Raw genomic sequence first — 13084 nt, forward strand, 5'->3', positions numbered from 1 at the left:
TCACACCCGTTCCCATGCCGAACACGGCCGTTAAGCTCTTTTGCGTCGATGGTAGTTGGGGGCTTCCCCCTGTGAGAGTAGAACGTTGCCGGGCAAATTCTTTTGATCCACAGTAGCTCAGTGGTAGAGCTATCGGCTGTTAACCGATCGGTCGCAGGTTCGAATCCTGCCTGTGGAGCCAATAGTGGAGAGCTGTCCGAGCTGGCCGAAGGAGCACGATTGGAAATCGTGTAGGCGGTGTAAAACCGTCTCGAGGGTTCGAATCCCTCGCTCTCCGCCAGATTAATTTAAAATATAATTGCTCTATTTACATAAAAAAGGCCCGTTGGTCAAGTGGTTAAGACACCGCCCTTTCACGGCGGTATCACGGGTTCGAATCCCGTACGGGTCACCATTTATACATAAAATGATCTGGAGGATTAGCTCAGCTGGGAGAGCACCTGCCTTACAAGCAGGGGGTCGGCGGTTCGATCCCGTCATCCTCCACCATAAATAACTTCTCAATTCTATAGTTCCAATAGTTTACGTCGCGGGGTGGAGCAGTCTGGTAGCTCGTCGGGCTCATAACCCGAAGGTCGGTGGTTCAAATCCGCCCCCCGCAACCAAAAAAATGGTCCGGTAGTTCAGTTGGTTAGAATGCCTGCCTGTCACGCAGGAGGTCGCGGGTTCGAGTCCCGTCCGGACCGCCATTTTTCAAAAAAGCCATACATATGTTTATGGCTCAGTAGCTCAGTTGGTAGAGCAACGGACTGAAAATCCGTGTGTCGGCGGTTCGATTCCGTCCTGAGCCACCATCTTTATTGATTTGCCGATCTAGCTCAATTGGTAGAGCAACTGACTTGTAATCAGTAGGTTGGGGGTTCAAGTCCTCTGGTCGGCACCACTTATTAAAAAATCATTGACAATATTAATGATTTTGTATATGATAAGTATTGTCTTTTCAAGTGGAGGGGTAGCGAAGTGGCTAAACGCGGCGGACTGTAAATCCGCTCCCTCCGGGTTCGGCGGTTCGAATCCGTCCCCCTCCACCATCTTTTAGGGGTATAGTTTAATGGTAAAACGAAGGTCTCCAAAACCTTTGATGTGGGTTCGATTCCTACTACCCCTGCCAATTTTATAATGTATTGTGGCGGTTGTGGCGAAGTGGTTAACGCACCGGATTGTGATTCCGGCATTCGTGGGTTCAATTCCCATCAGCCGCCCCATTTTTGTTGGGCTATAGCCAAGCGGTAAGGCAACGGATTTTGATTCCGTCATTCCCTGGTTCGATCCCAGGTAGCCCAGCCAATTTATGCGGAAGTAGTTCAGTGGTAGAACACCACCTTGCCAAGGTGGGGGTCGCGAGTTCGAATCTCGTCTTCCGCTCTCTGTTTTTAACAAGGCGGCATAGCCAAGTGGTAAGGCACGGGTCTGCAAAACCCTTATCACCGGTTCAAATCCGGTTGCCGCCTCCATTTAATTTAATAGTTTGAAATGGTCCTTATCTATGCCGGGGTGGTGGAATTGGCAGACACACAGGACTTAAAATCCTGCGGTAGGTGACTACCGTGCCGGTTCAAGTCCGGCCCTCGGCACCATATTTTTAACCATTTCATATTAAGCGCCCGTAGCTCAATTGGATAGAGTACTTGACTACGAATCAAGCGGTTAGAGGTTCGACTCCTCTCGGGCGCGTATTAAAAAACTAGCTATTTAATAGCTAGTTTTTTTGTTTTATCTTATTTTATTTCTCTTTATTCTATTAACTGCATTAAATAGCTGCAGGTAATTTATATAAGGAGAGTGGATGAGTATGACTCAGCAAGAATTAGGGAATGAACCAGAATTTCTAAAAAAGGTGGAAATGCTTCAACAAATTGAAAGTGCCCGTATCGTTTATATTGATGATTTTATCCCCGAAGGCGAGGAAGAATCTGATCAAACAGCTTACTTTGAGCAAGCGCTAGGGACAGGGAATGTGAAGCTTATCTTAGGACCTAAGCGATATTATGCAACAGTTAAATTACCTAGTCGCACAGTATTAGAAGGTCAAGGAATGGAATTAACAACAATTCAAACTCCTAATCAAGCACCTGATCATGAGTGGACCGTTTCGGTAAAGGACAAAGAGAATGGAGCTGAATATATTACGGTCCGAAACTTAAGCTTGGACGGCAATCGAAGAAGAGGATCTGAGCCAGCTGGGGGGAGTCGCTCTAGCTGCTTAACGTTTCATGGAGTAAAATACGGCTGGGTTAGCAACGTGTTTGCGTACAACAGCTCTCTTCATGGGTTTGATGTGACTTCAACAGGGCTTGATTACCATTATGAAGGCGACGGAACGGTTGACACAGGTCCATCTCAATATGTGTGGATTGATTCATGTAAAGCAACAGATTGGATTGACGATGGCTTTACAACACATCATAGTGAGTTTATTACAATCTCAAACTGTTATGCGTTTGATCCTAATAACAGAGGAAATTGCAACGCGATTGAGATCGATGATGGCAGTCGCCACGTGATGTTAACGAATAACTATTCCAAAGGATGTTATGGTGGTATTGAGATAAAAGCACATGCAAACTCAAGTGCTGCTACTAATGTCCATATCATGGGGCATATTTCACAAGAAGATACTAGAAGCTATAATTTCCGCCATATTGGTCATCACACAGCAGAGGATCCTGATTCTACAACAGCGTTTCATTTAACGGCAACAAATTTAGTTTCCTTGCACCCAAATAACAAGAAAGGTTTTCAGAATAACACAGATCCTCGCGCGTTAGTAATAAGTGCTTATACGAATGTAAGTATAACTAATTTTACGGCAATCGGAGATATGGACTATGATTTTGGCAACACGCCAGTAGTTGCTGTTCAGTATAAGGCAAAGAACGTGTCTTTAAGTGGCTTTAATATTAGTCAATTTAAAAATGCGAGTGATGCAATTACTATTTTTGGTGGAAGTAATAGAGGAGATCAAATCGCTTTAAGCAATATTAATATTCATGATGCAGGTGTGAATAATGGTATCTTCATTGGAAGTGGGCACGGAAAAGTATCAATAACAAACGTCAATGCCATTAATTCAAAAGGTGAAGGGAACAATGCTGTTGAGACCGCAACGAATTCAGTTCACCTTAGTGGGATATCTACTACAGGTTATCGGTATGCAGTAAGGAGTGCTGGTGTTAATTATGTGGAGCCCATTCATGTTCTTAAGGGTGGTGCACGCATTTCTTCAAGTACGGGTGAGCCGACCCATGAACAATCTATTATACTAGCAAGCACATCCTCACCGACCGCATCAGGTTCAAAGACGATAGTTGGTGCCTCATCAAATTCTCATGCTGAAGGAGAAGGTGCCGTTATTTTAGGCAGTGCAGGAAACTCTAGAGCAAGGGGACCACGTAGCAGCATTTTTAGCTCAAGTGGTTCTTCAGCGGGTGTACCAAGTGGTGGTTTTGGTTCAATGGTATTAGCAAGCAATTTAACGGTCAATCCACAAAGTTACTCTGTTGTGGGTGGATATGGAGCTTCTGGAAATGAAAGCAGCGCAAATCGAAAATGGGAGCTTAATAGTCGTACCGGAGATGTTACAGCGGTTGGGCAGTTCACAGGTGGAAGCCGCTTCTCGGACTATGCTGAGTACTTTGAAAGCATTGATGGGGAATCGATTCAATCAGGTATGTTAGTTACTCTTGATAAAGATAAAATACGATTAGCGCAACCAGGTGAAGAGATTCTTGGAGCTATTTCTGAGACCGCTTCGATTGTGTTAGGAACGGCTAGTTATCACTGGCAAGGGAGATTCTTAGCAAATGAATTTGGTGGGCTCGTTTACGAACCACAGGTTGTACGGACTTATGATATTGATGAAGACGGCAATACGCTCACTACGTATTCAGAAGAAATAATGGATCTGCCATTAGAAAATCCTAAATATGACTCAAGCTATGAATATAAAGCACGCACTGAGCGTTCAGAGTGGAATGTCGTAGGGGTAACGGGACAAGTGTTTGTACGAATAAATGAAGATGTACAGGCTGGCGATTGGTTATGCGCTAAATCAGGTATTGGCCAACCAGCTACTGAAAGCGGAAATTTAAAAGCAATGCGAATTACAAAAGCATATAATGAAACAGAGGGATATGGTGTTGCACTTTGTTTTATTAAATAAAAGTATAACGAAAGACAGGAAGCTGGTGAGCTTCTTGTTTTTTTATTTAATGAGCTATTTCAGGAAAACCTATTGACGGTGTTAATACTACGTGATATGATATTTCTTGTCAGTTGGTGATTATCAGCAACTACATATGCCGGTGTGGCGGAATTGGCAGACGCGCACGACTCAAAATCGTGTTCCTCTGGAGTGCCGGTTCGACCCCGGCCACCGGTATTTAAAAAACGATTTCCTAACAATTAGGAAATCGTTTTTTGTTTGTTATGAAGCAAGCTTTTGCATCGTATAGGTAAAATGAAGACGAATAAATTTTCTCTTTATTAATAATAAATTGAAATATAGTTCTGTGTTCGATATGATTATCTTGTTGGAGTACATAAATGAATGGAAGAATTTATGTAGGTATTAGAGACTCCTTAAATTTTTCTGTTTCGTCTGATGTTATGGGGTACGAGGGAAGTCAGCTAAGAAGGGCTTCAGGTCTTGTCTAATTAGCAATTTTCTTAGAAAGGAATAAAACCAAATGAAGCTTAAACGATTTGTACAAATTTCAGTTGGCTTGACTGTAGCAGTTCTTATTGCATACGGAGGCTTTAAACTAGCGCAAAGTGGTTTAGAGACAAGCGTTGAGGATCTAAACCAAGAAGAGGTTGATGGAGAGCCAACAAATGGTAAGCCTGAAGAAGTGGAAGTGGTCTTAAAAGTAACAAACAATGAGGATCTAGATGAATTGTTTCCAGATACAATGAGTGAGTATGACATGCAAGAAGCTATCCATTATATGTCCCATGGTTTAGTACAAGCGAATCAGAAATGGGGGAAAATTGAATTAACAGAAGATCGCGTAGAACGTTTGCTTTATGTTGCTGAATTTAATAAGGACACATATACGCATGGGAATCGATACATAACAATACTTATGGGATGGAATAATGGTGATTTTTCAAATGCTGTTGATGATCACAACTTTATTTGGGGACTGTGGAATGGAACGGTGGGAAAAGCAACAAGATTATTAACGTCTGATGAAATTAAAAAGTATAATAGCGAGAACTTTAATTAAATAATCTTAAATTACTTCCTTAACATTCTGAGCATTCACGTATTAAAACGAAGAAATACTATTGTAAATAATTTACATATAATGATATAATCTTAAAACGATAAAGGGGGATAACAGTGGACTTCTATGTGAAACAACGTGTTTTCTCGTTTAATGATCAATTTACTGTTTTTGATCACAATCAAGATGCTGTTTATAAAGTGAATGGAAAATTCTTTTCTGTTGGAAATCAGTTGGCCATTTCAAAAACGACTGGTGATGCAGTTCTTCAAATTAAACAAAAAGTCATGTCGTTTATGCCACGCTACACGATTTCAAATGAAGAAAAAGAGTTATGTCATGTTGTAAAGAAGATGACTTTTTTTCGAGCGAAGTATGAAATTCAGCCCATGAATTGGACAATTGAGGGTAGCTTATTTGATCATCAATACAAAGTTTTGGATGGCACCAAAGAGATTATGTCTGTGGAGAAGAAGTGGTTAAACTGGGGGGATACCTATCATTTAACAATCCCAGATAAAAACCATGAAACGATAGGCATTGCTTTAATGATTGTTCTAGACATGGTTCACCACCAGCAACGGAATCAAGCGCATTAGCCGCTTCTCTCTGTAAAGGAGATGTACCATGAATCCGAATTATAGCAAAGCTATCACTAGTTTTAGTCTGGGTATTGTATCTATTATGTTTTCATTTCCAGTTTTCGGTACGGCAGTAGCAATTATAAGAACAACGATTTCCATGAAGGGAAAAAAAGACAGCCGTTTCTGATGAGAAGCTGGACTTGGTTTACCGTCGCAGAGCTAGTAATGAGTGTGATTATTTTCGGTACTATTCTTTCGACAGGTTCAAGGGTGTTTTATTTCTATTGATAAATAAAGCCGAAGCCTTTACTTGGCCTCGGTTATTTTTTTATTTTTGCATATAAATGAGCATTTGCAGATGTTTCTCCTACATAAAAGTAGTTCGCTAGTTTGCCTTCGAACTGAAAACCAAGATTTGTTAATAGCGATTGCGACGCTTTATTATTCTCATATGTAACGGCTCCTATACGCAACAGTTGAAGTTCATCAAAGCAATAAGAAATGACCGCATTGGCAGCTTCTGTGATTATACCTTTGCGCCAATGTTCTGGATGAAGTTCGTAGCCAATTTCTGTTTTACGGTTTGGATACGACAATAAATTTAGCCCGATGGTCCCAATGAGTTGCTCTTTGTCTTTAAAATGAATGCCCCAGCGTATACCGCGTTTTTCGTTATAAGACCTGTTCATTGACTCAATTACCTGAGATGCTTGCTTGACACTTTTAAGAGGCAGCATCCATAGAAATGTGTCACTTCTTTTTGGCTTAAAATGGAGTATAGTGCTAGAGTATCTTCATTACTAACTTTTTTTAAAATCAGTCTTTTTGTTTCTAAAATGGGGAATGTCACAAGGCACATCCTTTTGAGTTGATCTAAAAACCGACCTTTTTTGAAGGTCGGCTTTGGTTTTTAATTGGAACTTTTTAGCGATTTGTTCATATGAACGAAGAAAAACCAAATTACTATACAAGGGATTAACAAAATCGAACCAATTAAATAAACAAATCGAATTCCAAGCCATTCGGCCACTAAACCAACTGTTAAGGAGCCTAGTCCAAAAGCAATTGTCCCAATGGACCCAACTGCTGCGTAAACATATGGAAGGTGATTTGCTGAAATATGCTGCTGTAGAATTGTTTCTAGTCCAATTGATCGTAACTGTGTGAAGATACCTACAAATAGAGAAATGATTAAGGCAAAAAATGGTGAGCTCTGGCCAGCAAAAACAGCAAGGGCAATCATCGAGCCACAAAAGCCGATAAAAACCGTTACAGTTAGTTGTTGCTGAAACCAATTTGCCAATCGGTAAACAAGTAGACCCGTGAGAAGCAAGCCAACGAAAAAAGCAGTGTTTATCCAGCCCCACCAACTCTGAGATACATTAAGTATTTCTTCAACATAGAGATAAAGTATGGCCGCAATCCAGACTACACCTACTGCTGCTTCAATAAAAGTAATAATTGCTACTGCAAGTAACCAAGGTGTTTTTTTAATGATTCTCCAACCATGTAACAATTGATTATAAACAGTTACTTTACCTTCACTCTTCATTTTTTCTGTTTTTACTGAATGAAACAAAAACTTAAAGAAAAGAGCAGAGAAGGCATTCAGAATGAACACAATTAGTAATAGTGCTTCAACACCAACGAGAACAAGTGCCATCCCCCCTAGTGCCCAGCAGCTTAGTTCAATAGTTTGATAGAAAGCAGTAGCTGTACTATTTGCTTTGACTAGCTCTGTCTTATTAACGATACGGGGAATGAGCGAGTCACTGGTGGGATCTGTGCAACCATCTAAAAAAGAGATTAAACTAATTAAAACAAATACAAGTGTTAAGAAATTAAAAAAGGTAAATATGATTAAACATGCAAAAAGAAGTGTTTTAATGATCTGCGCTTTATATAGGATCATTGTTAACGTAAAGCGCTCATAAAGAAGCGGTACTAGTAAGCTTGATGCAAAGCGTGAAAAAGTAATTACAACTGGTACTAGACTCATTAAAAAAGGTGATTTACTTATTATAAATATAATGTGCATCAAGCAGACAATCGTGAGAACTCGACCAGCAATTGTAAAGGCTTGACTTGTTACGAGGCGTGCAAAATTGGACATAAAAACAACTCCTTCTCAGTTTTAGATACAGATTGAGAAGAAATGTTTTTACATATATTTGAAACTCCTTTCTTGTAGGGTTAAAAGATTATGCCCTATAACTGTAGCATAAGTCTGAATGTTTCGCTATGTCATTGCACGTGAATGCGCCTTGATCAGTTTAACGAATCGTTGTTGATTATAAATCGGTTCGTTCCTTTTTAATCATCTTTCGTTATACTGTTACTAGAAGGAGGTGGTCCAATGAGAGGCATAGGATATGATGCACTTGGAAACTTACAGGTCGTTAGCCAGGCAGTACCACAACCTAAGGCTAATGAAGTATGCATTAAAATTGAAATGACTAGCTTGAATTATGCTGATTTAAAACAATGGTATGCTGGAACATCATCATTTGGATTAGATGTCGCAGGAACAATTGAAGAAGTAGGAAACGATGTAGTAGGATTTGAGCGAGGAGACCGTGTAATTGCTTTTCCCAATTCAAATGGTCACGCTGAGTACGCGACAGCAAAGCAACAGTTGGTCTATAAAATTGCTGACAGCGTTTCGTGGGAACAGGCTGGAGCTAGTCCGATTGTTTCGTTTTTATCATACATGTTAATTAACGACGTTGCCCAGTTAACGGGGAATCATACAGTCATCATTCATTCGGCATCTGGTGGGGTAGGTAGCACAGCAATCCAATTTGCAAAACGTGCGGGCGCTAAAACAATCGTGGGGACGGTAGGGTCGCTTGCCAAAGCAGATCGGGCTGTAAATGCTGGGGCTGATTATGTGTTTACCTATGAGTCTTTCGCTGATGAGGTGATGAAACTGACTGGCGGTAAAGGTGCTGATATTGTGTTGGATAGTATTGCAGGTGATGTGACGCTTGAAAGCATGAGAGCTCTAGCTAATTTTGGTAAACTCATTCAGTTCGGAAATTCAAGTGGAAAACCAGCTAGTTTATCTACTTCTGATGTGCATAAGAGCTGTCGCACGGTAGTAGGTTTTAGTTTTGGTACAACGAGAAAAGAAAGACCTAGTTATGTGCAGCAAGTTGCCTCTCAAGTCATACCCGTTCTTAACGCAGGTCATGTTCAAGCGCATATTGATCGCATATTTCCGTTATCAGAGGCAATTGAAGCCTATACTTATTTCAAAAGCAGGAAGCATAGTGGGAAGATCTTATTAAAAGTCGATCAAGCATAACCTTCCCATATACATATTGAAGCCTCCCTATTAGGGAGGCTTCTTACTTAGTCATTTAATGCGGTTTCTAGCGTTTCAATATTATCGTACATTAGAGAGAAATAGTCTGCTTCATTGGCTTGATCTTCTGCTGTGAGTGCTTCTAGCGGATGAATGGTTAGAGCGTCGGCATTTAGGTGATCTTGAACGACTTGGGCAACGTTTGGTGTTATATTCGGCTCAAAGAGAACGTATTGTAATCCTAATGAAGAAGCTAGTTCAACCGTTTGAATCAATTCCGTTTGAGATGGCTCACTCGTAGGAGAAATACCAGCAATTCCAATTTGCTTAATTCCATATTGATTCTCCCAGTATCCATAGCCAGCATGAGACACAATAAATGTGTCATAGTCAGCCGTTTCTGCTACGGTTCGGAAGTCTTCATCGAGTTGATGAAATTGTTCCTCTAACTCCATGAAATTATCGTTAAAATGGTCTGCTTGTTCAGGCATTAAATCAACAAGTAAATCGCGAATAGAGGAAGCGGTTTCGATTGACCGGAGCGGATCTAACCATACATGAGGGTCTTCGTCTCCGTGATTATGACCCTCATGGTCATCGATAAGAATCGTTACACTATTACTTGTACGCTCAACTTCGCCTTCATCATTATACTGTACAGCTTTTAGTTGTTGAGTCTCTGTTGAGGCTTCCTTATTCAAGGTAGTAGTTGGTTCATTGTTAACTCGAATCCAGTCTGCTTCAGTAGCTGGGTCATTTATATACCAGAACCATTCACCAGATTCTTGGACAGTTAATTGAACAGAGTCTCCAGTATGATAATGATCTTCAATTCCCTGAATGGTAACATCGTACCCCTCATCGGTAGAACTTTCTTGATCCCCATGTTCTTCGTGTGAATGAGTGCCGCCAATTAGATGTGTTTGTGATGTAGCTTCTAACGTTGTTACATCATGGTTGTCTATAGCCGCAACGATGCTTTCGGCAAATTGTTCTAGCTCAGCACCGTTGTAGATAAAGACATCAGACTCTGCGACCTTAATCATTTCCTGAGGAGTTGGTTCGTATGTGTGTGCATCCGCACCAATAGGAACAATATTCTCAACATCAACATAGTCTCCACCAATTTTCTTAGCCCAGTCTTCATAAGGAAAGATGGAAGTTTTTATCGTTATTTGTTCATCCATGTTTTGTGGCTCTTCATTCGTATTTGAACATGCGCTAAGAAAGCCAACAGTAGCAAACACAGCTATTACAATAGAAGGAAATTTCATTATAAGCTCCTTGAAATAAAAGTTAAATTTGCATGAGTGCAGAATTGATTATATCGTAACCATTCTTATTTGTGAAGTGGTTTGCTAGGAACTGATTTTAAAAATATGGTACGGTGTTTAAACAGTTCAAACAGCAAAGAAGTGAAGCAAAGGGGGAGTGACATGATTAAAGCCATTGCACATCGAGGCTATGCGAGTAAGTATCCGGAAAATACGCTCGCAGCATTTGCAGGAGCGATTGAGATGGAGTTTGAGACAATTGAGCTTGATGTCCACTTAAGTGCAGATAAGGTACCAGTGGTTATTCATGATGCTACCGTTGATCGAGTAACGAATGGTATTGGAGAAGTAAGCCAATATACAGTAGCTGAGTTGAAAGAGCTCATTGTCCTAAACGAAGAAAAAATCCCGACACTTAATGAAGTTTTAACCCATTTTAAAGGGAGCGTTCGATTTGCCATTGAATTGAAAAATGAAAATGATCGCTATCCGGATATAGAAAAACATGTTCTTAATGTAATCTTGACTAGCGGCGTTATGGAAAGTGTTTATGTAATCTCATTTAATCATAATTCAATTGATCGATTAAGAGGATTATCAAAGTCGATCGAGCTTGGCTACATCAAGAGGCGGCCTACTCCAGCATTATTTAAGCGGATGAAGAAAAACGACATTAAATCTTTGTCAATGAACTATATTTATTTTTCAAAAAAGCTAGTAAAGCTAGTAAAACATCATCAGCTACAGCTAGTTGTTTACAATATGGAGAAGAAAAGACAGATGAAGCGCGTTCTTCGTTACCCTTCTGTACGCAGTACTGTGAAAGATCTAGCGCTGTTTCGCAGTCTTTATAAAAAAAGGGATTCTACATATAAAATGTGATGGAAGTGTATGGTTTCTTATTAGAAAATCGTTTAAAGAAGAGAAGGCAAGGGTAGAGAAACGTATACACATAAATCGCAGGAGGTTTTTAGTTTGAAAAAAATGTCATGGTTAGCTGTTGCGCCTGCAAGTGCCTTAATGCTTGTTGCATGCGGAAGTGGAGAAACAAATGGAGATGCAGATGATGCTAACGGAGATTCATCAACTGGAGAAGAAGCAACTGAAACGAGTGAACAATTAACTGTGGAGGAAGTTCTCACAAATACAACGGAGGCAATGAGCGATATAAATAGTTATCGGACTGAATTAGCGATGGCTTATAATATGGCTTTTACTGACGGAGAATCAGAAGAACAAATGGATTTTGCTTTTGATGTCACAGCCGACAGTATCACAGAACCATTAGCCCTCTATATGGATTTGTCGATGACAGCTTCAGAAATGGGTATGACTATCGGTATGGAACAATATATCCAAGACGGTATTATGTATATGCAAAACCCAATGGGTGGCGAATGGTTAAAGATGGATATGAGCGATGAATTGGCAATGGCTGAAGATTATCAAATGGATACACAGGAACAGATTGATCTGCTTCTCGATAGCAGTGATCAAGTTACGATGACTGAAGATGGCGATTCCTATGTACTTACGCTCGAGGGAGATGAAGCAAGCTATCAAGAATTAATTCAGTCATTCATGGAAATGGGTCAAGACGATATGATGATGTCAGGACAAGATATGGAAATGATGATGGAAAGCCTAGACATTGAAAATATGAGTTATACGCTTACGATCAATCAAGACACATTCTTACAAGAAGCCGTTACAATGACGGTAGACATGATGATTGAAGAAGAGGGCGAGATGGTGACAGTTAGCATGAATGTTGATGGAACTTTCTCAATGTATGATGAAATTGACGAAATCGATGTACCACAAGAAGCGATTGATAATGCAGTAAATATTGAAGAATCAATGGGCGGCTTTGAAATGGAAGAGGAAGAAGAGAGTGACCTGTAAGTTAAATAAAAAACCACCAAACGATCAAACGTTTGGTGGTTTTTTCTATTCATCTTCTGAAGTGACAATTGAAACTGGTGAATATTCAGCTATGACGGTTTGGCCGTGAACAGAGACACTACCTTCAGGAGTTAAATCCTTTTCGGTCATAATTCCAAGTGCAACGGTAAACTGATTTAATTTAATTGGTATATTCTTTTCTCGTCTCACTTCATGTCCATTCACAAAAAACACAGCTTCATCATTTGCGCGACAATACGTAATCTTATACGTGTTAAATTCACGTGGCTTGAAATGCTCGGTTGCTTCTTTAAACAAACAGAAATATTTTGTTTGACCTGTGTCCGGAACCGTTACACCTGGGAATGGTAAGATCCCATATACGGACGCATATTGATCATCGTTTGCAAAAAAGTCCAGTGCAGCACCCGTTGTAAAATCAAGTAAATTTAATGATACGTACCCATCATAAAGGTCTCCAGGAACCGTATCTTTTGTACGCGCCCGAATCTGCAACTCAACCTCAAGCTCACCCTCTTCAGGAACTTCCACGGGCTCTGCAGAGTAGTACATATGCTTAGCGTTGTCTAAAATTTGGACAGAATCATGTTGATTGGAAAGAGGTGCCCGTACATACAAGAAGCCGTTACGAACAATAACAACAGCATTTGGTTCGCGGTAGCTCCAAAATGAACCATCTTGTAACGGAAAGCCTCCAATTTTCCACGTATCTGTACTTGAGATAATAGAATCAAAATTTCCAAGTGTTTTTTTCATCGTAATGAC

At 40.2% G+C, this 13084-nt stretch carries 10 protein-coding genes, 17 tRNA genes and 1 rRNA gene; 24 read left to right on the top strand and 4 right to left on the bottom strand.

What is annotated here, in order from left to right; translation table 11 throughout:
- The 21 genes from rrf to JOC54_RS05410 form a co-directional block, all read left to right on the top strand.
- Positions 1-94: ribosomal RNA gene (gene rrf / locus JOC54_RS05310) — 5S ribosomal RNA — on the top strand; the annotation flags it as partial.
- A gap of 12 nt (positions 95-106) precedes the next feature.
- Positions 107-181, top strand: a tRNA-Asn gene (locus JOC54_RS05315).
- Between the two features lie 5 nt (positions 182-186).
- Positions 187-280 (top strand) — tRNA-Ser (locus JOC54_RS05320).
- Between the two features lie 39 nt (positions 281-319).
- Positions 320-394: transfer RNA gene (locus tag JOC54_RS05325), tRNA-Glu, on the top strand.
- A 19-nt stretch (positions 395-413) separates the two neighbouring features.
- A tRNA-Val gene (locus JOC54_RS05330) sits at positions 414-489 on the top strand.
- Positions 490-528: 39 nt separating this feature from the next.
- Positions 529-605: transfer RNA gene (locus JOC54_RS05335), tRNA-Met, on the top strand.
- Between the two features lie 7 nt (positions 606-612).
- Positions 613-689, top strand: a tRNA-Asp gene (locus JOC54_RS05340).
- A gap of 29 nt (positions 690-718) precedes the next feature.
- Positions 719-794 (top strand) — tRNA-Phe (locus JOC54_RS05345).
- Between the two features lie 13 nt (positions 795-807).
- Positions 808-883, top strand: a tRNA-Thr gene (locus JOC54_RS05350).
- A gap of 63 nt (positions 884-946) precedes the next feature.
- A tRNA-Tyr gene (locus JOC54_RS05355) sits at positions 947-1031 on the top strand.
- A gap of 6 nt (positions 1032-1037) precedes the next feature.
- Positions 1038-1111, top strand: a tRNA-Trp gene (locus JOC54_RS05360).
- An 18-nt stretch (positions 1112-1129) separates the two neighbouring features.
- A tRNA-His gene (locus tag JOC54_RS05365) sits at positions 1130-1205 on the top strand.
- 7 nt (positions 1206-1212) lie between these two features.
- Positions 1213-1287: transfer RNA gene (locus JOC54_RS05370), tRNA-Gln, on the top strand.
- 6 nt (positions 1288-1293) lie between these two features.
- Positions 1294-1365: transfer RNA gene (locus JOC54_RS05375), tRNA-Gly, on the top strand.
- A 15-nt stretch (positions 1366-1380) separates the two neighbouring features.
- Positions 1381-1454, top strand: a tRNA-Cys gene (locus JOC54_RS05380).
- Positions 1455-1488: 34 nt separating this feature from the next.
- Positions 1489-1577: transfer RNA gene (locus JOC54_RS05385), tRNA-Leu, on the top strand.
- A 23-nt stretch (positions 1578-1600) separates the two neighbouring features.
- Positions 1601-1674: transfer RNA gene (locus JOC54_RS05390), tRNA-Arg, on the top strand.
- A gap of 118 nt (positions 1675-1792) precedes the next feature.
- Positions 1793-4162 (top strand): peptidase G2 autoproteolytic cleavage domain-containing protein, encoded by a 2370-nt coding sequence (locus JOC54_RS05395; RefSeq protein ID WP_204464995.1) that lies wholly within the window; start codon positions 1793-1795, stop codon positions 4160-4162.
- Positions 4163-4300: 138 nt separating this feature from the next.
- Positions 4301-4381 (top strand) — tRNA-Leu (locus JOC54_RS05400).
- 307 nt (positions 4382-4688) lie between these two features.
- Positions 4689-5228: a DUF6241 domain-containing protein gene (locus JOC54_RS05405; RefSeq protein ID WP_204464996.1), complete on the top strand. Its 540-nt coding sequence runs from the start codon at positions 4689-4691 to the stop codon at positions 5226-5228.
- A 116-nt stretch (positions 5229-5344) separates the two neighbouring features.
- Entirely contained in the window at positions 5345-5827 is a 483-nt protein-coding gene (locus tag JOC54_RS05410) for an LURP-one-related/scramblase family protein (RefSeq protein WP_204464997.1), read from the top strand.
- Positions 5828-6132: 305 nt separating this feature from the next.
- Here the strand turns inward: JOC54_RS05410 and JOC54_RS05415 are convergent, their stop codons facing one another.
- Both JOC54_RS05415 and JOC54_RS05420 read right to left on the bottom strand, forming a co-directional pair.
- Entirely contained in the window at positions 6133-6549 is a 417-nt protein-coding gene (locus tag JOC54_RS05415) for a GNAT family N-acetyltransferase (RefSeq protein ID WP_275582685.1), read from the bottom strand.
- 173 nt (positions 6550-6722) lie between these two features.
- Positions 6723-7925, bottom strand: coding sequence for an MFS transporter (locus JOC54_RS05420; RefSeq protein WP_204465001.1), 1203 nt, complete (start codon positions 7923-7925; stop codon positions 6723-6725).
- A gap of 243 nt (positions 7926-8168) precedes the next feature.
- Here JOC54_RS05420 and JOC54_RS05425 point away from each other — a divergent pair, with 243 nt between their 5' ends.
- Positions 8169-9119 carry a quinone oxidoreductase family protein gene (locus tag JOC54_RS05425; RefSeq protein ID WP_204465003.1) on the top strand — a complete coding sequence of 317 codons (951 nt, stop codon included), beginning with the start codon at positions 8169-8171 and terminating at the stop codon, positions 9117-9119.
- Between the two features lie 47 nt (positions 9120-9166).
- Here the strand turns inward: JOC54_RS05425 and JOC54_RS05430 are convergent, their stop codons facing one another.
- Positions 9167-10393 carry a metal ABC transporter solute-binding protein, Zn/Mn family gene (locus JOC54_RS05430; RefSeq protein WP_204465004.1) on the bottom strand — a complete coding sequence of 409 codons (1227 nt, stop codon included), beginning with the start codon at positions 10391-10393 and terminating at the stop codon, positions 9167-9169.
- 162 nt (positions 10394-10555) lie between these two features.
- On the opposite strand from JOC54_RS05430, the gene JOC54_RS05435 reads away from it, so the two are divergent.
- Together JOC54_RS05435 and JOC54_RS05440 are read left to right on the top strand one after the other, a co-directional pair.
- Positions 10556-11275, top strand: coding sequence for a glycerophosphodiester phosphodiesterase (locus JOC54_RS05435; protein WP_204465006.1), 720 nt, complete (start codon positions 10556-10558; stop codon positions 11273-11275).
- A 102-nt stretch (positions 11276-11377) separates the two neighbouring features.
- Positions 11378-12298: a DUF6612 family protein gene (locus tag JOC54_RS05440; RefSeq protein ID WP_367617772.1), complete on the top strand. Its 921-nt coding sequence runs from the start codon at positions 11378-11380 to the stop codon at positions 12296-12298.
- A gap of 45 nt (positions 12299-12343) precedes the next feature.
- Here the strand turns inward: JOC54_RS05440 and JOC54_RS05445 are convergent, their stop codons facing one another.
- Positions 12344-13075: a DUF6081 family protein gene (locus JOC54_RS05445; RefSeq protein WP_239586605.1), complete on the bottom strand. Its 732-nt coding sequence runs from the start codon at positions 13073-13075 to the stop codon at positions 12344-12346.
- Between the last annotated feature and the right edge of the window lie 9 nt (positions 13076-13084).

The sequence above is a fragment of the Shouchella xiaoxiensis genome (assembly GCF_016907895.1).
GTDB classification, from domain to species: domain Bacteria; phylum Bacillota; class Bacilli; order Bacillales; family Bacillaceae_D; genus Shouchella; species Shouchella xiaoxiensis.